The following is a 21,086-nucleotide window of genomic DNA, read 5'->3' as shown; positions in this document are numbered from 1 at the left end:
CGGGGGGGCAGCGGCTGCGCATCCCCGCCAGCCGGACCCGGCCTCCGGCGTTCGTCCAGCGCATGGCGACCCAGATGGGCGCCGAAGTGATCCCCATGGGATCGGCGGGGGCCAAGATCTGCGCCGTGCTGCTCGGGATCGCCGACATCTACGTGCACGCGGGCGGCCAGTACGAGTGGGACAGCGCCGCGCCGGTCGCCGTCGCGCGCGCCGCCGGACTGCACACGTCCAGGATCGACGGCTCGCAGCTGCGCTACAACGTGTCCGACCCGCTACTCCCCGATATCCTTGTATGCCGATCGGAATTGTCGGGTATGTTGTTGGCAAGCATCCGCGACGGCGCGGACCTTGACAGCGCCGGTCCGCACGCGGGGGGCTGAACCGCAGCACCCACCGCCGCGGAACCGGACTTGGGTGTCGGTATTTCTAAGGCGGATTCCATGGGTCAGGCGAGTCAGCAGGCGCTCGGGCGCTACCAGCTCTCCCAGCTGGACGTCCTCGAAGCCGAGGCGATCTTCATCATGCGCGAGGTGGCGGCGGAGTTCGAGCGGCCCGTGCTGCTCTTCTCCGGCGGCAAGGACTCCATCGTGATGCTGCGCCTGGCGGAGAAGGCCTTCTGGCCCGCCCCGGTGCCCTTCCCGGTGATGCACGTGGACACCGGGCACAACTTCGAAGAGGTCATCGAGTTCCGGGACCGGCGCGTCGCCCAGGCCGGGGTCCGCCTGGTGGTGGCCTCGGTCCAGGAGCAGATCGACGCGGGCAAGGTCACCGAGCCCACCGGCCGCTGGGCCAGCCGCAACCGCCTCCAGACCTCGGCGCTGCTGGAGGCCATCGAGGAGCACAGTTTCACGGCCGCCTTCGGGGGCGCCCGCCGTGACGAGGAGAAGGCCCGGGCCAAGGAACGGGTCTTCTCCTTCCGTGACGAGTTCGGCCAGTGGGACCCCAAGAACCAGCGCCCCGAGCTCTGGAACGTGTTCAACACCCGGATCAACCGGGACGAGCACATCCGGGTCTTCCCGATCTCCAACTGGACCGAGCTCGACGTGTGGGGGTACATCCAGCGCGAGGAGCTGGAGCTGCCCTCGATCTACTTCGCCCACCAGCGGAGCGTGTTCGAGCGCGACGGCATCCTGCTCGCGGACTCGCCGCTCATCCAGCGGGACGAGACCGAGGTCCCGTTCACCGAGACCGTGCGCTACCGCACCGTCGGCGACCTCACCTGCACCGGAGCGGTCAAGTCCTCGGCCGTGGAGCTGGACGACATCATCGCGGAGATCGCCGCCACCCGGATCACCGAGCGCGGCCAAACCCGCGCCGACGACCGGGCCAGCGAGGCCGCCATGGAGGACCGCAAGCGCGAGGGCTACTTCTAGCCACGTCCTCTTGGGCCTCCGCTTCGCCGAGGCCAGCGATTCCCTCCGTACCTCCCGTCCCCACGGTTGTTGACCGCCCCACACTTCGCGCAGAGGACCAGTCACCATGAGCAACGACATCCTGCGGTTCGCCACGGCGGGCTCCGTCGACGACGGCAAGAGCACCCTGATCGGGCGCCTGCTGTACGACTCCAAGTCCATCTTCGAGGACCAGCTCGACGCCGTGGAGCGCACCAGCGCCGCGCGCGGCGAGGAACAGACCAACCTGGCGCTGCTCACGGACGGTCTGCGCGCCGAACGCGAGCAGGGCATCACCATCGACGTGGCGTACCGCTACTTCGCCACGCCCAAGCGCACCTTCATCATCGCGGACACCCCCGGGCACATCCAGTACACCCGGAACATGGTCACGGGCGCCTCCACGGCCGACCTCGCGATCATCCTGGTGGACGCCCGCAAGGGCCTCCAGGAGCAGAGCCGCCGCCACGCCTTCCTCACCACCCTGCTCCAGGTGCCGCACCTGGTGCTGGCGGTGAACAAGATGGACCTGGTCGACTACTCCCAGGACCGCTTCGAGGAGATCAAGTCCGAGTTCTCCGAGTTCGCGGCCAAGCTGGACGCGCGCGACCTCACGTTCGTGCCGATCTCCGCGCTGCACGGCGACAACGTGGTCAGCCAGTCCGAGAACACGCCCTGGTACACGGGCGGTTCCCTGCTGCACCACCTGGAGAACGTGCACATCGCCTCGGACCGCAACCTGATCGACGCGCGCTTCCCCGTGCAGTACGTGATCAGGCCGCACCGCTCGGACGACCCCGAACTGCACGACTACCGGGGCTACGCGGGCCAGCTCGCGGGCGGCGTCCTCAAGCCCGGTGACGAGGTCACCCACCTGCCCTCAGGGCTGTCCACGCGGATCGCGAAGATCCGCACGGCGGACGGGGAGGTGGCCGAGGCGTTCTCGCCCATGTCGGTCACCCTGCTGCTGGAGGACGAGATCGACATCTCCCGGGGCGACATGATCTGCCGCCCCAACAACACGCCCACGGTGTCCCAGGACATCGAGGCGATGGTGTGCTGGATGACGGACGCGCGCAAGCTCACGCCGCGCTCCAAGCTCATCGTCAAGCACACGACCAGGACCGCGAAGGTGGTGGTCAAGGACCTGCGGTACCGGCTGGACGTGAACTCGCTGCACCGCGACGAGGGCGCGGACCACCTGTCGCTCAACGAGATCGGGCGGGTGCGGCTGCGCTCCACCCAGCCCCTGTTCGTGGACGAGTACGCCAAGAACCGGCAGACCGGCGGGTTCATCCTCATCGACGAGGCCACCAACACCACGGTGGGCGCCGGAATGGTCGTCAAAGCTGACTAGACGTACCCGCTGAATGGCCAAACATTCCTCACGCCTTTCGGCGGCCCCGTTTCGCGTGTTCCGAGTGGTGCTCGTGGAGGGTCCGAGTCGGGTCCCTCGTGCGCCGGTTTCTTAAGCGGACATTTCCGAGTGTGAATCCTGGGAGTACTTTTTCTGGTCCTCGGTGCCGATCGGGTCAGGGTCAATGGTGTGCCCGGAGGAGTCCAAGTTACCCGGCGTTAGGGCCGTGTCCAGGTGTGAGAACCAACCAGAGTGTCACCTCGAACGGAGTGATCCTGACCTATCGGATAGGAGTGCGGAGGGTGATCTTTGAGAAAAATTCTCTCAGCCTCTGGCAATCCGGGGTCAAGTCTGCCTAAAGTGTGCGAATCGCGTACAGGGTCGCAATCGATCCAATACGGACGGTTATGGCCTGGCGCGTGCTCCCACTATGGAAACCCCCACAAGGAGAAACGCGTGAAGAAGCACCCCACTCGCAGGGTCGCGTTCAGCGCTGTCGCGGTCAGTGCACTCACCATTCCCCTGGCGCTGAGCGGCGCCACCGCCGGCGCCTCGGACCTCGCGCCGGTGTACACGAACTCGTCCGCCTCCAGCGGCGACTGGTTCGTGGTCCTTGAGGACACCATCACCACGAGCTCCGTCTCCCCGGCCTCCCTCGGCATCTCGGAGAGCCAGGTCAACCACACCTACGAGGAGACCATCAACGGTTACTCGGCCGAGCTGAGCGCCGCCGAGGTCGAGGAGCTGCGCGCCCAGGACGGCGTCGCCTACATCGAGCAGGTCGGTGAAGCCACCACCATGGTCCCGTGGGGCCTGGACCGCATCGACCAGGAGGACCTGCCCCTGGACGGCTCCTACACCACGGAGTCGGACGGCAGCGGCACCTCCGTCTACATCATCGACACCGGCATCGACGACTCCCACCCGGACTTCGGCGGTCGCGCCGAGGTCGGGTTCGACGCCACCGGCGGCGACGGCGGCGACCGTCAGGGCCACGGCACGCACGTCGCGGGCACCGTGGGCGCCGACGGCTACGGCGTGGCGCCGGGCGCCTCGCTCTACGGCGTGAAGGTCCTCGGCGACGACGGTTCGGGCACCTACGACGACGTCATCGCGGGCATCGAGTGGGTGGCCGAGAACGCCGACGCCAACGCGGTCGCCAACCTGTCCCTGGGCGGCCCGGCCTCACAGGCCGTCGACGACGCCGTCAACGCCCTGGCCGACTCCGGCGTGTTCGTTGCGGTCGCCGCGGGCAACGAGGGCCAGGACGCGGGCAACGTCTCCCCGGGCGGCGCCGAGGGCGTGGTCAGCGTCGGTGCCTCCGACGACTCCGACGCCACCGCCTCCTTCTCCAACCACGGTCCGTCCGTCGACATCTACGCCCCCGGCGTCGACGTCGAGTCCACCATCCCCGGTGGCGGCACGGACAGCTACTCCGGCACCTCCATGGCCAGCCCGCACGTGGCCGGCGCCGCCGCTCTGTACAAGAGCTCCCTCGGCGACGACGACCAGGGCGTCATCCTGGACTGGCTCGTCGAGAACGCCGGTGCGGACAAGCTCAGTGGCGTTCCCAGCAGCACCGTGAACCTGCTGCTGAACGTCGAGGGTCTGTAGGAACCCACCGGACTGTGGAGACCCCGCGCGTCCACACCCACCGGAACTGACTGGCGACACCGCGGCCCCGGGCCGGGAGCACACCTCCCGACCCGGGGCCGTTGCCGTGCGCGGGAATCAGTCCGTCACTGTGCGTTCAGGGTTCATGACCAAAGGTAATAGCCTGGGGTCGTGGATGGATATCGTCTGGTGTTCGTCGGCGGGATGGGCCGTTCCGGGTCCACGCTGATCGAACGCCTCCTTGGTGAGCTGCCCGGGTTCTGCTCCGTCGGTGAGATCGTGCACCTGTGGCGCCGGGGGCTGGTGGAGAACGAGCGCTGCGGGTGCGGGCTGCCCTTCGCCGACTGCGGTTTCTGGGGCGACGTGGGCAAGCGGGCGTTCGGTGGCTGGGAGCGCCTGGACGTGGATGCGGTGCTGCGGCTCAAGGACAGTGTCGACCGGACCCGGTTCCTGCCGGGGCTCCTCCAGGGGTCGGAGGGGGAGGGCGCCCTCGCGGCCCGGAGCGGGCGCTACACCGAGCTCTACCACCGGCTCTACTCCGCCGTCGCCGAGGTCAGCGGCGCCCGGGTGATCGTGGACGCCAGCAAGCACGCCTCCCTGGCCGCCTGCCTGCGCTGGCGGTACGGCTCCAGGATGCGCCTCCTGCATGTGGTGCGCGACCCCAGGGCGGTGGCGCACTCCTGGAGCAAGAGGGTGGCCCGCCCGGACGCCGCGCCGGACAGCTCCGAACCGGAGATGGCCCGGTACTCGGCGGGGCGATCGGCGGTGCAGTGGATGACCCAGAACTCCACGCTGGACGAGCTGGCCCGGCAGGGACTCCCGACGCTCAGGGTGCGCTACGAGGACTTCGTGGCCGACCCCGAGGCCGAGTTCGGGCGCGTCGCCGCGTTCGCGGGCCACGCGGGCGCCCCGCTCCGGCTGGGTGAGGGCGGGGTGGAGCTCTCCGAGGGGCACGCCGTCTCCGGCAACCCGATGCGCTTCCAGGCGGGCCCCGTGGGGGTTCGGGCCGACCACGGATGGCGGCGGGGGTTGGCCCCGTGGCGCCGGTGTCTGGTGGAGGCGGTCACCGCTCCCACACGCGGACGCTATGGGTACTGATGTCCGCTACCTGGTTCCCAGAGTGTTGCGTCGACAAAAGATAACGTATGGTCATTACGCGAACACTCTGTGTTGTCATCGGGATAGCTGGGGGGCGGTTGACCATGGTGGGCGGACCGGTTCGAGTTTGGGCGGCGGCGGGGGCGGCACTGCTCGCGCTGGGGCTGGCGGGGCTGGGCGACGAACCCCCCGCCGCCGCGAAACCGGCGGAGAACCGGCCGCCGGAGAGCCGCCCGGTCCCCAACTCGGCGTCCTTCCTCGGACTGCCCTCCACCCGGGAGACCCACTGCACGGTCTCGGACATCCTCGAGCCCTCCTGCGGCGTCTGGTGGGGCGCCAGCCCCGACGGAGACGACGTGAAGGCGCTGGAGGCCGCGGCCGACCGGAAGATGGACATCGTCTACACGTGGCGCGGCATCGACCAGCCCGACGTTCCCGGTGACCGCGAGCTGCGCATGATCGCCGAGGGCCGGTTCGTGCACACCAACATCGAGGCCCGCGGCTTCACCCAGCCAGGGCGTCCCAACCTCGCCTACCGCGACATCATCGCCGGGCGCTACGACTCCTCGCTGCGGTCCCAGGCGCGGTCCATCGCCGAACTGGACGTGCCCTACTTCGTCACCTTCGACCACGAGGCCGACGGCAAGGCCCGCTACAACAACCGGGGCACACCGGAGGAGTTCGTGAGCTCCTGGCGGCACATCGTCGACCTCTACCGGTCGGAGGGCGCGGACAACGTCATCTGGGTCTGGAACGTGACCGGCTGGCCCGGCAACCTGGACCGCCTCCCCGGCCTGTGGCCCGGCAACGACTACGTCGACTGGATCAGCTGGGAGGCGTACAACATGACCGGCTGCGAGAAGATGAACAACTGGGACCACGTCGACTCCTTCGAGGACGCCCTGGCGCCCACCTACGAGTGGATCCAGCAGGAGGGGCCCAAGCACGGCATCGACCCCGGGAAACCGGTCATGATCGGCGAGATGGGCACCACCGACATCGGCCCCAGCGCGACCACGAAGTGGTACACGGACGTTCCGGACGTCCTCAGGCGCTACGAGCGGGTGCGCGCCGTCAAGCTCTGGGACAGCCAGGTCGGAGACGACTGCGACTTCCGGATCCTGGCCAACGAGCACGCCCGGCGCGGGTTCGAGCAGGCGGGCAAGGACCCCTACGTGTACCTGCCCGACCGTGTCCGCCGCCTGGCGGAGTACGCGGTGACCCGCGACTGAGTCCGGTCGGGTCGGGGCCGCTCCGGTACCACCGGGGCGGCCCCGACGCGCTCAGCCACCCACGGGCCTGGACATCGACCATGTGTGCGGGCCGCCGTCGGGCAGGTCGTACTCGGCGGTGACGGAGAAGCCCAGTGACTCGTACAGTCGGACGTTCTCCGGCGTCGAGGTCTCCAGGAAGGCGGGCACGCCCGCCGCGTCCGCCTCGCGCAGTCCGGCGCGGAGCACGGCCCGGCCCAGCCCCCGGCCCCGCGCCCGGGTCCGCACCCCCACCGTGCCCAGGAACCAGACCGGTTCCTTCGGCCGGTGGACCTCCATGGCCGCCTCCGCCGAGGCGTAGGAGTCGGCCCGGTCGCCCGCGAGGTTGACCAGTGTGGGCAGCATCTCGGCCATGACCTCCTCGGCCCCGCCCGAGTCCGGGGTGGACCAGACGGCCACGGCGTCCAGGTCCTCGCTCACCCACACCCGGCCGTGCGGAAGCCCCACCTCGGCGAGGAAGAGCCGCTGGAACTCGCGGAGCCGCGCGAGGTGGTCGTCCGCGGAGATCGTGTGTCGGGTGAAGGGGTAGTCCCGGAAGGCCTCGGCGAGGGTGTCGGCGGCTCCGGCCACGTCCTCGACGTCGGCTTCCCTGATCACGTGCTCCCCGTTCGTGTGCTCTTCGAAGATGGCGTCCCCCAGCGTGTCGTCGTGTGCGTGCCCCGCCCCCGTGCGGGGCACTTGGGAGAGGTTATCGGCTGTGTCGGGTCACGGCCTGGACACCAGGGGGCCTTGCCACCACCGTCAGCGGAGGGCCGCGCACACCAGCTCGTCGGCGCACGCGGCGCGCAAGAGCGCACCCGGTCGTCGCTGCTGGCCGGTTCGCAGCTGAGCATCACCCTGGCCACACCCTGGGGGCCACCCCCGGGACTCCGGCACCTGCTGGTGCTGGTGGGACCGTCGGGCTGCTGGGGCCGCTGGCGCCGCTTCCTCCGCCGGGCCTGCCCCTCCCGGGTCGTCCCCCCATACGGAGGCGGGGGAACGACCCGGGGGCCACGCCTCAGACCCCCTTGCCGCGCAGGTGGAGCAGCCGCAGGATCCACGCGGGCGGGACCCCGCACACCACCAGGAACGCCAGGAGGGCGCGGGCCTCGACCGGTCGGTGGCGCAGGGTCCGGCCGATCCACACCAGCGCCTGTCCGCGCCGTTTGGCCGCGGCCTCGGCGAACGCGATCTGCCCCGCGATCCGCGCGTACCCGCGCGGCACCAGGGCGAACTCCGGATAGCGCTCCAGCAGCCAGCGCAACGCCGTGGAGATGGTCTGCCAGCGCTCCGAGAAGAACGACTTGCGGTGCCACAGCACCCGCACGCCGGGCTCGGGGATGTTGCGGATCGGTGCCCGCCGGGCCAGCCGCAGCAGGAGTTCGTAGTCCTCCGCGTAGCTGCCGGGGATCTCCTCGCTCACTGTGCCGCAGCCGTCGATCATGGCCCGGCGCCGGATCAGGAACGTGGACGGGTGCAGTTCGGTCAGGCGCGAGCGCAGCAGGTCGGCGAAGGTGACGCTGGTCCGGTCCAGGGTCCGCTCGGACTCGACCCGGTCGTAGACCACCCGGATGCCGCAGCACACCATGTCGGTGTCCGGCTCGTCGCGCATGATCCGCACCTGCGCGCGCAGTTTGTCGGACATCCAGGTGTCGTCGTCGTCGCAGAAGGCCACGAGATCGGTGTCGGCGCCCAGCACACCGGTGTTGCGCGCCCCGGCCAGCCCCGGGGTGAGCGTGTTGGTCACCACGCGGACCGGGCGGTCCCCCTCGCTGTGCGTGAGCGAGGGGTCCGGCTGGTCGTTGTCGAACACCACGATCGTGGTGATCCGGCCCGGGTAGTCCTGCTCGACGATCGATCGCAGGGTGCGGCGCAGCAGTTCGGGCCGGTCCCGGGTGGGCACGACCACGGTCACTGCGGGCCAGGTGTCGCCGGGCACCTCGGTCGTCACCCCGGTACCGGTACCCCGCCGCGTGTCCGTCCCTTCGTCCGTGGGCCGGTCCTCGTCGGTGAGCAGGTCGATGAGCTCGCCCGCGCGCAGGGCGGCGCGGTCGGGGCCGTCGTCGGCCGCGGGGTCGACCCGGAAGTCCTCGGGGGACTCCAGCGCCTTGTCGATGAACGCGTGCAGCTGCTGGGCGGTGGAGCAGGCGCGCACCCGGCCCGCGTCCTCGACCCGGCGGACGAACAGCAACTGGTGCTCGTCCACGTGCTCGTCCAGTTCGGGGTCCCGGGCCACCACCACAGGCAGGTGGCCAGCGGTCCGCGCCTGGGTGATGGTGCCGGGGCCGCCGTGCGTGACGACGACGGAGGCCGAGCGCATCGTCTCGGACAACTCCTCTCCGGACAGGAACGGGGTGCCCGAGGCCCTCTCCGGGGCCCGGCTGTGTCCGTGCTGGACCAGGACGGACAGGTCGGGGTTGCGGCGGGCGTAGTCGTCGATCCACCGCACCAGGCGGTCGAAGGAGTGGTGGTCGGTGCCGAGGCTGACGACCACGTCCGGGTGGTCGCTGCCCTCGGGGCTCTGGGTGGGTCGGGTGGTCTGTTCGGTCACAGGAGCGGTCCTACGGTGATGGCGGTCGGCATGAACGAGCGCTGTTCCTCCCACTGGGCGAGGTACAGCCGGGTGAACGGCTTGCAGAGCCGGGCGGTGAGTGTGGGGGTGTCGATGCGGTCGTACACCTCGATGTAGACGGTGGGGACCCGCATCAGCCAGGCCAGGACGAAGAACGGAAGAGCGACCCCGGCGCCGGTGCTGACCACGGCGGCGGGGCGCCGCGCGCGCATCACTCGGAGCGCCAGGAGGGTGTTGCGCAGCAGGTTGCCGACGTCACGTGTGGTGGGGTGGTGCGCCCAGTACACGGACTCGTCGGTGAGCGAGGTCTCGGCGTCGGGAGTGCGGAAGGTGACCCAGACTCGTTCCCGCCCACGCCACCAGGGACGCAGGGACCGCAACTGGGTGAGGTGGCCGCCGCTTGAGGCCACCAGGAGAACCGGTCGTTCTGACATTCGGTAATCAGTCCCTTGCTCTGGGTGTTGGCGTGTGGGCGTCGTGGGCACGGTGGACGGGCGTACCGGGTTCACCTCCGGGGTTCGAGGGACTCGCGCAGCCACCAGACCGTGCCGAGGTGGCCGATCGCCCCCACCAGCAGGGCCGCGACCAGGACCGGAACCCCGCCGCCGGTCGCCGCGTCCATCGTCATCGGCAGGGCGCCGAACCACACCAGCGCGCTGCACGTGGCGGCCGCCACCGGTCGGCTGAACGGGTGCAACACCACCAGGGAGCGCAGCTGCCACAGCGGCAGGAGCTTGCGGACCATGGCGGAGGCCACCAGTGCGACCGCCGCCCCCGCGGCCCCGTACGCGGGGACCAGGAGCACGCACACGGCCACGTTGGCCAGCAGTGACATCACGTTGTTGAGCAGGTTCAGACCGGTGCGCCCGGTCATCGTCAGGACGAGGTCGCCCATCCCCAGCACCTGAGCGGTCATCTGGCCCGCGCACACGATCACCAGCGCCACCATCCCGGCCGCGTACTCGTCCCCGAACAGCCGCATGACCTCGGGCGCGAACACCAGGGCGGACAGGTACAGCGGCCAGTTCAGGCACACCAGCCAGGCCGTCCCCGCCTGGTACAGCGCGCGTACCGCGTTGTGGTCGCGCGAGGCCAGGAGCTCGGCGAAGCGCGGCTGGGCCGCGTTCAACACGGCCTGGGTACCGAACTGGCCGACGACCATGATCCGCGTGGCGGCCGTGAAGACCGCCGCGCCGCTGAGCCCGTTCAGCAGCGCCACCATCACCACCCCGCCGCGCTGCACCCCCATCTGGGCGACCCCGCCCAGGGCGCGGGGCAGAGCGAACGCCCAGAACACCGCCGGGGTGACCCGCTCGTCCCGCTCCTCCCGCTCGCTCCGGTCCGTCCGGTCGTCACGCTCGTCACGCGCCTCCCGGTCGTCCCGGGCCTGCGCTTCGGGTGACGGGAGCTCGTCCGGCGCCGCGGCCCGGCGCACGATCCGCCCCAGCCAGAACCAGGCCAGCACCGCCGCCGGGAGATACGGACCGGCCCACGCCAGGGCGAGCAGCCCGGCCGAACCGGAGAGCGCGATCATCCCCACCAGACCCAGCTGGGCCAGCGGGCGGCCCACCTTGTCCACCAGGACGGTCGCGGACATGTCGTGGTGGGCTCGGGTGGCCGCCAGCGCGGAGTCCGTGAGCACGGCGAACGGCAGGAAGAGCGCCAGCATCCACAGGTACGCCGTGGCCTCCTCCGACCCCAGCGCCTCGGCCAGCGGCCCCGCGAAGACCACCAGCGCGGCCCCGACCACGCAGGAGGCCGACACCGCTGGTCCCAGCGCCAGCCGCAACAGCACGGGCACGGCCTCGGGGCGGCCGAACACCCGCATCCGCGCGATGAAGTACACCAGCCCGTCCGGGGCGCCCGCGTTGGCCACCGCCGCCATGATCAGGAACACGGAGGTCGCCGAGAACAGCAGCCCGGCCGTCTCCTGCGAGAACGCCCGCGTGATCGCCACGATCAGCGCCAGGTTGAGCGCGGCGCTCACCACCGCGCCGGCCATGTTCACCGCGCCGCCGCGCAGTACCCGGCGCAGGCCGTTCCCGGGACGCGTCCCGGTGGGAGTCACGCGCACCACGAGGGGGTGCGCCCCCACCAGGCGGTCAACCGGGCGTCACTGTCCGCGAAGCGCGAGGTGAGGTCGGCGCGCAGGGACTCGGGCATCACCGCGCGCTTGCGCGCGTTGTGCCTGCCCAGGGAGATCCCCGGCCCCGGCGGCAGGCCCAGGAACTCCAGGATCCCGCCGAGGGCGAAGGGGCCGCCGTCGAACAGATCGGCGTAGTCCACCACGTGCATGCGTTCGCGCCCCACGGCACGCTCCATGCGCTCCAGCTGGTCCGCGTAGCGGCCCCGGGCCACGTAACCGTGGTGCTGGTGCGAGTGCGAGTGGTGGCCGGGGTCCTCCACGAGCCGTTCCTCGGCTCCGTCCAGCCGCTTCTCCTCCAGTTCGAGGGCGCGCGCGAACGACTCGGTCTCGAACCCCCGCGCGGTCTCGTGGGCGTGCGCCGAGTAGGCCCGCTCGACGGGGTCGCGCAGGATCACCACGATCCGCGCGTCCGGCAGCTCCTTGGCGATCCGCTCGGCGGACAGCGGGTGGAACAGGTAGTAGGGGCTGGACTCGAACACCCGGACCCGGGGCCGCCCCCACCACGGCCGTAGGGACGCGCGCAGCGGGAAGTGCGAGCGGTACCAGTCCGGCCCGTGGTGGTGGCCGGTGTCGAAGTAGTGCACGCCCTTGCGCAGGACCGGTCCGGTCGCGGCCGGGTGCTGGGACAGGGCCTTGAAGAGCGAGGTGGTGCCCGAGCGCTGGGCCCCGCAGATGAGGAAGTCGGGTACGGCCCGGGCGGCGCTGGTGACGCCGCCCAGTCCGTCCGCGAGCGGGAGCAGGGCCCGCCGTGCCGGTACGGCCAGGCGGTTCAGGGGCGAGGTGGCCCGGGTCATCGCGAGCTCCTTGGGTGTGGGCGGCCCCCGTCCGGGGACGGGGGCCGGGCTGATGTCGGTCAGCCGCGGGGCGGCGCGGCCTGCTTCTTCGTGGCTTGGATCGGCGCGGACCGGTGCGGCCGTCAGACGGGGTGGGCGGCCTCGTGGGCCGCTCTCTCCTGGAGTCCGTCCAGCGCGGGCAGCAGCCAGTCGTCGACGGCGGCCATGCCGCTGCCGGACTCCGCCTGACGGTCGTGCAGGTAACGCGTGGCGAGGTCGATCAGGTACAGCGCCATCACGGTGGACACCGCGTGCTCGCGTAGGCCGCACGTCGCCATCAGCGGGTCGCGGAGCAGCCGGGTGCCGCTGTCCAGCCACCGGTGGACCCCCGGGTGCACCCCGGCCTGCACGCACTCGTTGAGGTCGAAGTGCAGGGCGTCGAAACCGGCTGGCGCGTCCATGGTGAGTCGCTCCCAGTCCCACACGAAGGCCCGGCGCGCGGTGCTGGCGATGTTCCACCGGGTCAGGTCGCCGTGCCAGGCCCCGAAGGGCAGGGACACGTCGGGGAGCCGGTGCAGAGCGGCGCGCAGGGGAGCGGCCTCGGGCCGGGTCCCGAGCCGGGCGATGCGATCGTCCAGGGTCCTCAGGTACGGGCTCTCCGAGAGTTGGCGCTCGCGCACCTTGTCCATCCCCACGATCTGCGTGACGCAGCGCAGTAGTTGGTAACGGGTGGGTCGGTCCGTTTGATGGCCGACGGGCAGCGCCTCCTGCACCATCAGCGGGTGCCCGTTCCACTCGCCGTCGTAGAGCAGACGGGGCACGGTGACGTCCCGGAGTCGCGCCTGTCCGAGGTGGCGCAGGGCCTCGGTCTCGGCGCGCACCAGTCGCGTGGTGAGTTCGTTGACGGCCACCTTGGCGTAGCCGATGGTGCGCCCGCCCGGAGTGAGCAGGAGCAGGACCGGTTTGCGGTTGGCGCGCGGCGGGCCCACGTGGATCGCGATGGCCAGTTCGCGGTCCAGGGCCGTGGTGAGCGCGTGCTCGATCCCCGGACCCGCGCCCACGAACAGTCGGTCGCGCAGGAGCAGCGGCGCCACCCCCGTGGCGAAGGCGCCGGTCAGCAGCAGGGTCCGCAGCCGCTCGCCGAGAGAGTGCCCCTGCGCGAAGGAGGTGATCCCCCTCGTGGCCGCTGAGCGGTTGTGCGCGGGCAGGATCACCCGGGGATTGTGCGCGTTGGGCACCGGGAGGTACTGGTTGCCCCGGTTGCGGTACGCCATGCGGCGCACCGCTCCGTCCCCGGTGCCGAGCAGGCCACCGCAGGGCCACAGCACCGCCGCGAGGTCGGTCAGATAGGTGGTCTCGCTGTTCACCAGGCACCCCCGCCGGTGCGCGCCGCCCCGCCGCGTCGGACCACCGGTTCCTCGCCGCGCCAGAGCAGGGCGACGGCGATCATGGTGACGGCGAGCGGGGACATGAGCGCGACGTAGAAGAACATGTACCAGAACAGAAGCAGGACGGTCAGGAGCGCTCCCTGGCCGACCGGAGTTGACGCGGCCCGGTGGCGCCAGGCCACCCAGGCGAAGAAGCCGAAGAGCAGTGCGGTGCCCACCCAGCCGCTGGAGATCAGGGTGATCCACAGCTGACCGGCGTTGCCGATCACGTGCTGGCCGCAGCCCGGACACTCGGCCGTGGGGCCGATCGCGATGGAGTCGGAGCTGCCCAGGGACTCCCTGGTGGTGCCCCACCCGTTGACCGGGGACAGGTTGGCGGCCTCGACGGAGGCGGCGTTGGTCGCCGCCCGGCCGCCGTCGCTGTGCGGGTTGTCCGCGCGGGCCCGCACGACGTCCGCGAGCGGGGACAGGGCCAGGGCGATCAGCACCGCGACCACGGCCACCGCCCCGGCGCCGACCAGCACCACGCGGCCCCGGCGCACCGCCTGCACCGCGCCGAACGCCAACGAGAGCGCCAGCCCGGCCCACAGGGCCCGGTTCAGGGAGTGCACGACGGGGGCCACGGACACGGCGAGCACGGCCAGGGCGCCCAGCCGGGCCCACCCCGAACCCTGGACGAACCAGCCCACCACGACCCACACCAGCAGCAGGGACAGCATGTAGCCCCACACGTTGGTGTACTCCCAGGGAGCCTTGGGCCGGGCCGACTCGATCCCGCCGAACACGTCCATGATCTGTGCGGACGCCGGATGGATCAGGGTCTGCATGTAGGGGTCCTGGGACAGGGAGCCCGGCACCAGGTACTCCAGGGGAGCGGTGAACTCGAACCGGGGCGCGAGCATTCCGAGGTAACCGCCGACGACGGTCACCACGCACAGCACCGCCAGGGCCCACACCACCACGCGGACCGGTAGTTCGCGCTCGGTCAGGTTGCCCACGTAGAGCAGCAGCACGGTGAGCACCAGGTAGTTGATCACCCGCAGCAGGGCGCCGGGGTAGCCCCCGCTCTCCGGCACCGTCCCCGGCATCTCCAACGGGACCAGCGCCAGGCCCAGGACCGTCCACAGCAGGAACAGCCCCCACAGCCAGAAACCGGACGGGACCCGCAGCCCCACCGTCCGGTGGCGGCGCACCAGCTCGGCCAGCATGGGCACGGCGAACAGCCAGTAGGCGAACTGGCCCATCCCCAGCGCCCACCACAACGGATACCCGGCCAGCAACCACACCAGCGGGGACCCGGTGACCGGGGCGCCCCCGCGTCGCGGTGCGACCTCCCAGGCCGTACCGGGCACGTATCGGCCGCCGACGGCGGCGCCCCGGCCCGTCAAGGCCGCGACCCCGCGGGTGCGGGCTTGTGCTTGATCGACTTCTTCTTCGCGGGCGTGGACTTGCCCTTGGCGGGCTTGGTGCCGTTGGACCCCGCCGGAACCTCGGTGGAGCCGTCAGTCTCGCTGCCCTCGGTGCCCTCGGTGCCCTCGGTGGCCTCGGTGGCCTCGGTGCCCTCGGTGGCCCCGGCGAACTCGGTGGCCTCGGCGACCCCGGTGGTTTCGGCGGTCTTTGCGGCCTCGGTGGACTCCGCTACTCCGGCGGTCCCAGGGTCGGTGGGAGCCTCGTCGGACTTCCGGGACGTGGACGCGGCGGCCGGGTTCGGCTGGCGCGGCACGGTCACGGCGCCAGGAACGGTCACCCCGAACCTCGCCCCGGCGGCGACCAGGCCGGTGAGGTCGGCGCGCCGGGTGCGACCCAGCTCGACCACGGGCAGCAGGAGGTCGGCGGAGGCGGCCAGGGCGTGGGCGTCGGCGCTCTCGACCACGGACGCGGTGACGACCACCACGAACGCGGCGCGCGGGCGCAGCAGCTCCACCAGTTCGGCGGCGCCGCCCTGGACCGGGGCGACCGCTCCCGGGCGGCCGTGCCGGAGCACCCGCAGGCGCGGCACGGCGGTGGGGCGAGCCTCCAGGTCGGCGGGGTCCTCCCCGTCCACCAGGACCTCGGCCAGGCCGGGGCCCTCCGGCAGGTCGAGGAGTTCCTCGGCGGTGCCTGCCCGCGGGTCGGCGCAGACCAGCAGGGTCTCGGAGCCGGTCCGGGCCAGGGCGGAGGCCAGGTTCACGGCGGCGGCGGTGCCCGCGCGCCCCGGGGTGGTCCCGGCGACCACGAGTACGCGCCCGGGTGCGGGCCGGTCGTCGGTGTCGTCAACGGTTGCGGCGGTGGCCACGGGATCGGTCAGACGGGCGCGGACCAGGTGCGCGAACTCGTTGGCGCGCTGGCCGACGGGGTCCGCGTCCGTGAGTAGCCCGGGGGAGGGCGCGGAGCGGTCGGCCCTGGCGGCGGACAGGTCCAGCAGGACGGGGACGGCGCCGATACGGGCGGTGTCCTCCGTGTCGTGGACGCGCGGGTCGAGGCGGTCCCGGACCACCGCGGCGAGCAGTCCGGCGATCAGACCGAGGGCGGCACCGGCGACCAGCCACAGCAGCGGCACGGGGGAGGAGGGGGACTCCGGCAGTTCGGCCGGGGAGATCACCTGGCCGGGCGAGACCGTCTCCAGCAGGGCGCTCAGCGGGCTGATGCCGTTGCCGAGGTCGCTGATCTCCTGGCGCAGCGCGTCCGCCTGGGCTTCCGCGCTGACCTGTGCGGATTCGGAACCCTCCGAGGCCAGCTCGGAGAGCCGCCCGTACAGGCCCTCCTGCTCCTCGCGCAGGGCGTCCAGCCGCCCGTTGATCAGCGCGCGGGCCTGCTCGCTGCGGTGGTCCAGATAGGCGGCGGCGAGGGCGTCGGCCCCGTCCCGGGCCGCTGCGGGGGATCGGGCCGAGTAGTGGAGTTCGAGGATGTTGCTGTTGGAGGGGACGGTGACGTCGATCCGCTCCCGCAGGTCGGCGGGGGAGGGCGTGCCCGGCAGCTCCTCGGCCATGCCCCGCGTGACCTGGTCGGAGACCGCCACCTGGGCCTCACTGTCGAGGTTGACGTCGCCGGTCAGGCGGCCGGACCTCTCCCCTGTGAACTCGGCCATTCCCGTCGGGTGGACCTGCACGGCCGCCACGGAGGTGTAGGTCGCCGGAACCGCGAACAGTGCGGCGGTGGCCAGGACCAGCCCGCCGAGCACTCCGGCTCCCACCAGGCGCCAGCGGCGCCTCAGCAGCGCGGTGTACTCCTTCAGTTCCGGTCCGGACGGGCCTGGGACGTCGCTGTCCATCGGGTCCTCTCCACGCAGACATGGCGCCACTTTTAGTGAACGATTGCATACTAAGTGTAATCCCTTTGGCTGTGTCTGGTGGTTTGGGAAACCGCTCTTTTCCCAGGGCAGGATGTCCTCAAACCGGTGGTGACGTGGGTCGATCCATCCCCTAAGCGGACGAACACGTCCGAAACGACGGAGGGGGCGATGGGGAGTGACCCCACCGCCCCCTCACGGAGCGCAACCGATGCGGCCCTAGTCGCCGACGATCACCGGAGGCAGGCCGGTCCCCGACTCCCACGCCTCGTCGCAGGCCTTCTGAGTGGACACCGTGTGGGATCTCGCGGAGCAGTCGCGGTACTCCGAGGCCTGCTCCTGGTACACGAACAGGACCGAGACCATGGCGGCGGAGACGACGATCCCGACCACGCCCAGACCCACGCTCATCAGCGCACCCGGAGCCTGGGTCCCGTTCGACCGCGCCGCGCGCCGCGCGCGGAACCCCTGCACCACACCGAACACGGACAGCACCGCGCCGTAGGGCGGGAACAACAGACCCGCCAGACCAAGGAACAGCCCCCACAGGCCTCCTCGCTCGACCCTGGGCGGCTGGCCGTCGGCACGGGGCTCCGGGCTGTTGTCGGTCACAGGTTCACTCCTTCGGGGACGCCCCCGCACCGTGGGGCGCCGTGGTCCGCTCGGGCCCGAGCGGATCGCGTGGTGTTGGTGGCACGGGACCGCACGCCCCCTCCGAGGCCTCCACCGGAGGCGGAGACGGCCCGGTCCGCGTGAGGTAGACGCTACCCGGCCCGATAGGGTGTGAACGCGGACGGGCCGATCAGGCCCAGGCCTGGCGTCAGTACCAGGCGTACGCGCATCCCGGATGCTGTGCCGTCCCCCGGCGCCCCCGGGAGTGGGGGCCCGGTCCCCGCACCGTTCTTCTACACATGAGGGAGACGCACGCTTTGTCCGCGCGAGTGGTGGTTCTCATATCGGGGACGGGCAGCAACATGGCCGCCCTGATGGAAGCCGCGAAGGACCCCGAGTACGGGGCCGAGATCGTCGCAGTGGGAACGGACCGTGAGGGAACACGGGGCGTGGAGGTCGCCGAGGCGGCCGGGATTCCCGCGTTCGTCGTCCCCTTCCGCTCCTTCTCCGACCGGTCCGCCTGGGACGCGGCCATGTCCGACCGGATCGCCGAGCACGAACCCGACCTCGTGGTCTCCGCCGGGTTCATGCGCATCCTCGGACCCGCCGTGATCGGCCGCCACCAGGCCGTCAACATCCACCCGGCGCTGCTGCCCTCCTTCCCCGGCGCGCACGCCGTGCGTGACGCGCTCGCCCACGGTGTCCGCGTCACCGGCACCACCATCCACTTCCTCGACGAGGGCGTCGACTCCGGTCCGATCATCGACCAGGTCGCGGTGCCCGTCGAGGACGGCGACGACGAGTCCAGCCTCCACGAGCGGATCAAGGTCGTGGAACGGCGCATGCTGGTCGACACGGTCGGCCGCCTCGCCCGTGAGGGCTGGAGCATCGACGGCAGGCACGTGCGGTTCGGCCGCACCGACACGAAGGAGTCCCGGTGACCCAGCAGGCCATCAGGCGTGCGTTGATCAGCGTCTACGACAAGACCGGCCTGGAGGAGCTGGGCGTCGGCCTGGCCGCGGCCGGGGTGGAGATCGTCTCCACAGGCTCCACCGCGGCCCGCCTCACCCAGGCAGGCGTCCCCGTCACCCCCGTCGAGGACGTCACGGGCTTCCCGGAGATCATGGAGGGCCGGGTCAAGACTCTGCACCCCTCCGTGCACGGCGGTCTCCTCGCCGACCAGAACAACCCCGACCACGTCGCGAAGATCAGGGAACTGGGCATCGCCCCCTTCGACCTGGTCGTGGTCAACCTCTACCCCTTCTCCGACACCGTCGCCTCCGGCGCCTCCGAGGCCGACTGCATCGAGAAGATCGACATCGGCGGTCCCGCCATGGTGCGGGCCTCGGCCAAGAACCACGGCAGCGTGGCGATCGTGGTCGACCCCGCCAGCTACGGCACGACCCTCGAAGCGGTCCGCGAGGGCGGGTTCACCCTGGACCAGCGCAAGCACCTGGCCGGGCTGGCGTTCCAGCACACCGCCTCCTACGACGCCGCCGTCGCCGACTGGTTCGCGGGCACCTACGCCCCCGACGCCGAGGCCGAGAGCACCGGCTGGCCCGCCTTCCGCGCCTCGGCGCACACCCGCCAGGCGGCCCTGCGCTACGGCGAGAACCCGCACCAGAGGGCGGCGCTGTACACCGACGGCACGGCCAGCGGCCTGGCCGGGGCCGAGCAGCTGCACGGCAAGGCCATGTCGTACAACAACTACGTCGACGCCGACGCCGCCCTGCGCGCCGCCTACGACTTCGACGAACCGTGCGTGGCCGTCATCAAGCACGCGAACCCGTGCGGCATCGCCGTGGGCGCCGACAATGCCGAGGCGCACCGCAAGGCGCACGCCAGCGACCCGGTCTCGGCGTTCGGCGGCGTGATCGCCACCAACCGCGAGGTCGGCGCCGAGCTGGCCACGCAGATCTTCGAGATCTTCACCGAGGTGGTCGTCGCCCCCGGCTTCACCGCCGAGGCCGTCGAGACGCTCTCCCGAAAGAAGAACATCCGCCTGCTGGTGGTCTCCGACCCCGCCCGGGGTCCGCGTGTGGAGACCCGCCAGATCAGCGGCGGCCTGCTGGTCCAGGACACCGACGTCATCGACGCCGAGGGCGACGACCCGGCCACCTGGACGCTGGCCACCGGGGCGCCCGCGGACGAGGCGCTCCTCGCCGACCTCGCCTTCGCCTGGAAGGCCGTCCGCGCGGTCAAGTCCAACGCGATCCTGCTCGCCTCCGACGGCGCCACGGTGGGCGTCGGGATGGGCCAGGTGAACCGGGTCGACTCCGCCGGTCTCGCGGTCTCCCGCGCCGGGGAGCGTGTCCGGGGCTCCGTGGCCGCGAGCGACGCCTTCTTCCCGTTCGCGGACGGCCTGGAGATCCTCACCAAGGCGGGCGTTCGCGCGGTGGTCCAGCCCGGAGGGTCGGTCCGCGACGCCGAGGTGGTCGCCGCCGCCGAGGCGGCCGGGGTCACCATGTACCTCACCGGCACCCGCCACTTCTTCCACTAACCAGTCAGCGAGGAGCTACGCATGAGCGCGATCGTCCTGGACGGCAAGGCCACGGCCAAGGCCATCAGGGAGGAACTGGCGGAGCGGGTGGCCAAGCTGCACGCCAAGGGCGTCGTCCCCGGTCTGGGCACCGTCCTGGTCGGTGACGACCCGGGCAGCCACTCCTACGTGCGCGGCAAGCACCGCGACTGCGCCCAGGTGGGTATCGCGAGCATCCGCCGCGACCTGCCCGCCGACGCCACCCAGGAGCAGGTGGAGCAGGCCGTCCACGAGCTCAACGAGGACCCGGCCTGCACCGGCTACATCGTGCAGCTGCCCCTGCCCCGGGGGCTGGACGAGAACCGGGTGCTCGGGCTGATCGACCCGGCCAAGGACGCGGACGGCCTCCAGCCGGTCAACCTGGGCAAGCTGGTCCTCATGGAGAAGGCGCCGCTGCCGTGCACCCCGCGCGGCATCGTGGAGCTGCTCAACCGCTACGAGGTGCCGATCAAGGGCGCCGAGGTCGTCGTGGTGGGGCGGGGGGTGACCGTGGGCCGTCCTCTGGGGCTGCTGCTCACGCGTCGGTCGGAGAACGCCACCGTCACCCTGTGCCACACGGGTACCCGTGACCTGGCCGAGCACACGCGCCGGGCGGACATCGTCGTGGCCGGTGCGGGTGTTCCGGGGATCATCACCAAGGACATGGTCAAGCCGGGTGCCGCCGTGCTGGACGTGGGTGTCTCGCGCACCGAGGAGGGTCTGGTCGGGGATGTCGCGCTCGACGTTCCCGAGGTAGCGGGGCACGTGTCGCCCAACCCCGGTGGCGTGGGCCCGATGACCCGGGCGATGCTCCTGGTCAACGTGGTCGAGGCCGCCGAACGCCAGGCCGCCGGACTCTAGTTCCAGGTTGATTTCTGAGGGGGCGGTCCCGGACGGGGCCGCCCCCTCAGCTGACGGACGCGCGCTGGCTGGAGCGAGGCAATCCGAACGACGCGGCCTGGGAGAGCATTGAGCCTTATGGCGACTACGGGAGGAATGTTCCCAGTGTCCGTATTTCGAGAAGTTGGAAAAATGGCTGCTTGCCACTGGTGAGTTGCCAGGTCAAAGAGTCTGCTCCCCGCGCACGCGGGGATGGACC

Annotated in this window: 18 protein-coding genes; 9 read left to right on the top strand and 9 right to left on the bottom strand. The window is 71.3% G+C overall.

Annotated features, from left to right (window positions below):
• The 6 genes from D452_RS0100620 to D452_RS0100595 form a co-directional block, all read left to right on the top strand.
• Window positions 1–380 (top strand): inositol monophosphatase family protein (locus D452_RS0100620; RefSeq protein WP_017542247.1); only part of this gene is annotated, 380 nt, incomplete at its 5' end.
• 60 nt (window positions 381–440) lie between these two features.
• Window positions 441–1,373 (top strand): sulfate adenylyltransferase subunit CysD, encoded by a 933-nt coding sequence (cysD, locus tag D452_RS0100615; protein ID WP_017542246.1) that lies wholly within the window; start codon window positions 441–443, stop codon window positions 1,371–1,373.
• 106 nt (window positions 1,374–1,479) lie between these two features.
• Window positions 1,480–2,748, top strand: a complete 1,269-nt coding sequence (gene cysN / locus D452_RS0100610) for a sulfate adenylyltransferase subunit CysN (RefSeq protein WP_017542245.1) — start codon at window positions 1,480–1,482, stop codon at window positions 2,746–2,748.
• Window positions 2,749–3,204: 456 nt separating this feature from the next.
• Entirely contained in the window at window positions 3,205–4,362 is a 1,158-nt protein-coding gene (locus D452_RS0100605; protein ID WP_017542244.1) for a S8 family peptidase, read from the top strand.
• Window positions 4,363–4,566: 204 nt separating this feature from the next.
• Window positions 4,567–5,460 (top strand): sulfotransferase, encoded by an 894-nt coding sequence (locus D452_RS0100600; RefSeq protein ID WP_040692672.1) that lies wholly within the window; start codon window positions 4,567–4,569, stop codon window positions 5,458–5,460.
• 104 nt (window positions 5,461–5,564) lie between these two features.
• A complete protein-coding gene (locus tag D452_RS0100595) occupies window positions 5,565–6,692 on the top strand; it encodes a glycoside hydrolase family 26 protein (protein ID WP_026128849.1) in 1,128 nt (375 codons plus the stop codon).
• A 51-nt stretch (window positions 6,693–6,743) separates the two neighbouring features.
• Here D452_RS0100595 and D452_RS0100590 read toward each other — a convergent pair whose 3' ends face one another.
• The 9 genes from D452_RS0100590 to D452_RS0100550 form a co-directional block, all read right to left on the bottom strand.
• Window positions 6,744–7,328: a GNAT family N-acetyltransferase gene (locus D452_RS0100590; protein ID WP_026128848.1), complete on the bottom strand. Its 585-nt coding sequence runs from the start codon at window positions 7,326–7,328 to the stop codon at window positions 6,744–6,746.
• 400 nt (window positions 7,329–7,728) lie between these two features.
• Window positions 7,729–9,261, bottom strand: coding sequence for a glycosyltransferase (locus D452_RS0100585; RefSeq protein WP_017542240.1), 1,533 nt, complete (start codon window positions 9,259–9,261; stop codon window positions 7,729–7,731).
• Complete coding sequence (locus tag D452_RS0100580) at window positions 9,258–9,716, bottom strand: glycosyltransferase family 28 protein (RefSeq protein WP_017542239.1); 459 nt, start codon at window positions 9,714–9,716, stop codon at window positions 9,258–9,260. Before D452_RS0100580 ends, D452_RS0100585 begins: the two co-directional genes overlap by 4 nt.
• 71 nt (window positions 9,717–9,787) lie before the next feature.
• Entirely contained in the window at window positions 9,788–11,377 is a 1,590-nt protein-coding gene (locus tag D452_RS0100575) for a lipopolysaccharide biosynthesis protein (protein ID WP_017542238.1), read from the bottom strand.
• The gene (locus D452_RS0100570; RefSeq protein ID WP_017542237.1) at window positions 11,347–12,222 is read right to left on the bottom strand and encodes a sulfotransferase family protein; all 876 of its coding nucleotides are present in this window, start codon (window positions 12,220–12,222) and stop codon (window positions 11,347–11,349) included. The genes D452_RS0100575 and D452_RS0100570 overlap by 31 nt, the downstream gene beginning before the upstream one ends.
• Before the next feature lie 122 nt (window positions 12,223–12,344).
• Window positions 12,345–13,568 (bottom strand): phosphotransferase, encoded by a 1,224-nt coding sequence (locus tag D452_RS0100565; protein ID WP_017542236.1) that lies wholly within the window; start codon window positions 13,566–13,568, stop codon window positions 12,345–12,347.
• Window positions 13,565–14,977, bottom strand: a complete 1,413-nt coding sequence (locus tag D452_RS0100560; RefSeq protein WP_017542235.1) for a ligase — start codon at window positions 14,975–14,977, stop codon at window positions 13,565–13,567. Before D452_RS0100560 ends, D452_RS0100565 begins: the two co-directional genes overlap by 4 nt.
• Entirely contained in the window at window positions 14,974–16,839 is a 1,866-nt protein-coding gene (locus D452_RS0100555) for a hypothetical protein (protein ID WP_017542234.1), read from the bottom strand. Before D452_RS0100555 ends, D452_RS0100560 begins: the two co-directional genes overlap by 4 nt.
• Before the next feature lie 237 nt (window positions 16,840–17,076).
• Window positions 17,077–17,469 carry a hypothetical protein gene (locus D452_RS0100550; protein ID WP_017542233.1) on the bottom strand — a complete coding sequence of 131 codons (393 nt, stop codon included), beginning with the start codon at window positions 17,467–17,469 and terminating at the stop codon, window positions 17,077–17,079.
• Between the two features lie 329 nt (window positions 17,470–17,798).
• Here D452_RS0100550 and purN point away from each other — a divergent pair, with 329 nt between their 5' ends.
• Genes purN through D452_RS0100535 form a run of 3 tightly spaced genes read left to right on the top strand, consistent with a single transcriptional unit; the run spans window position 17,799 to window position 20,848 of the window.
• On the top strand, window positions 17,799–18,410 hold the full coding sequence (gene purN, locus D452_RS0100545) for a phosphoribosylglycinamide formyltransferase (protein WP_026128845.1): 612 nt from the start codon (window positions 17,799–17,801) through the stop codon (window positions 18,408–18,410).
• A complete protein-coding gene (purH, locus tag D452_RS0100540) occupies window positions 18,407–19,969 on the top strand; it encodes a bifunctional phosphoribosylaminoimidazolecarboxamide formyltransferase/IMP cyclohydrolase (protein ID WP_017542231.1) in 1,563 nt (520 codons plus the stop codon). The genes purN and purH overlap by 4 nt, the downstream gene beginning before the upstream one ends.
• A 21-nt stretch (window positions 19,970–19,990) precedes the next feature.
• A complete protein-coding gene (locus D452_RS0100535) occupies window positions 19,991–20,848 on the top strand; it encodes a bifunctional methylenetetrahydrofolate dehydrogenase/methenyltetrahydrofolate cyclohydrolase (protein ID WP_017542230.1) in 858 nt (285 codons plus the stop codon).
• Window positions 20,849–21,086 lie beyond the last annotated feature (238 nt).

Origin of the sequence: Nocardiopsis prasina DSM 43845, assembly GCF_000341265.1 — a bacterium.
In the GTDB taxonomy this organism is placed as follows: domain Bacteria; phylum Actinomycetota; class Actinomycetes; order Streptosporangiales; family Streptosporangiaceae; genus Nocardiopsis; species Nocardiopsis prasina.
The sequence above is the reverse complement of the archived record's forward strand: the minus strand, read 5'-3'. Positions and strand labels throughout refer to the sequence as shown.

What these genes read in the sequence shown, in the direction of transcription:
- cysD (WP_017542246.1), top strand. Translation starts at nt 441, where the DNA reads ATGGGTCAGGCGAGTCAGCAGGCGCTCGGGCGCTACCAGCTCTCCCAG.
- cysN (WP_017542245.1), top strand. Translation starts at nt 1,480, where the DNA reads ATGAGCAACGACATCCTGCGGTTCGCCACGGCGGGCTCCGTCGACGAC.
- D452_RS0100600 (WP_040692672.1), top strand. Translation starts at nt 4,567, where the DNA reads ATGGGCCGTTCCGGGTCCACGCTGATCGAACGCCTCCTTGGTGAGCTG.
- D452_RS0100595 (WP_026128849.1), top strand. Translation starts at nt 5,565, where the DNA reads ATGGTGGGCGGACCGGTTCGAGTTTGGGCGGCGGCGGGGGCGGCACTG.
- D452_RS0100580 (WP_017542239.1), bottom strand. Translation starts at nt 9,716, where the DNA reads ATGTCAGAACGACCGGTTCTCCTGGTGGCCTCAAGCGGCGGCCACCTC.
- D452_RS0100570 (WP_017542237.1), bottom strand. Translation starts at nt 12,222, where the DNA reads ATGACCCGGGCCACCTCGCCCCTGAACCGCCTGGCCGTACCGGCACGG.
- D452_RS0100555 (WP_017542234.1), bottom strand. Translation starts at nt 16,839, where the DNA reads ATGGACAGCGACGTCCCAGGCCCGTCCGGACCGGAACTGAAGGAGTAC.
- D452_RS0100535 (WP_017542230.1), top strand. Translation starts at nt 19,991, where the DNA reads ATGAGCGCGATCGTCCTGGACGGCAAGGCCACGGCCAAGGCCATCAGG.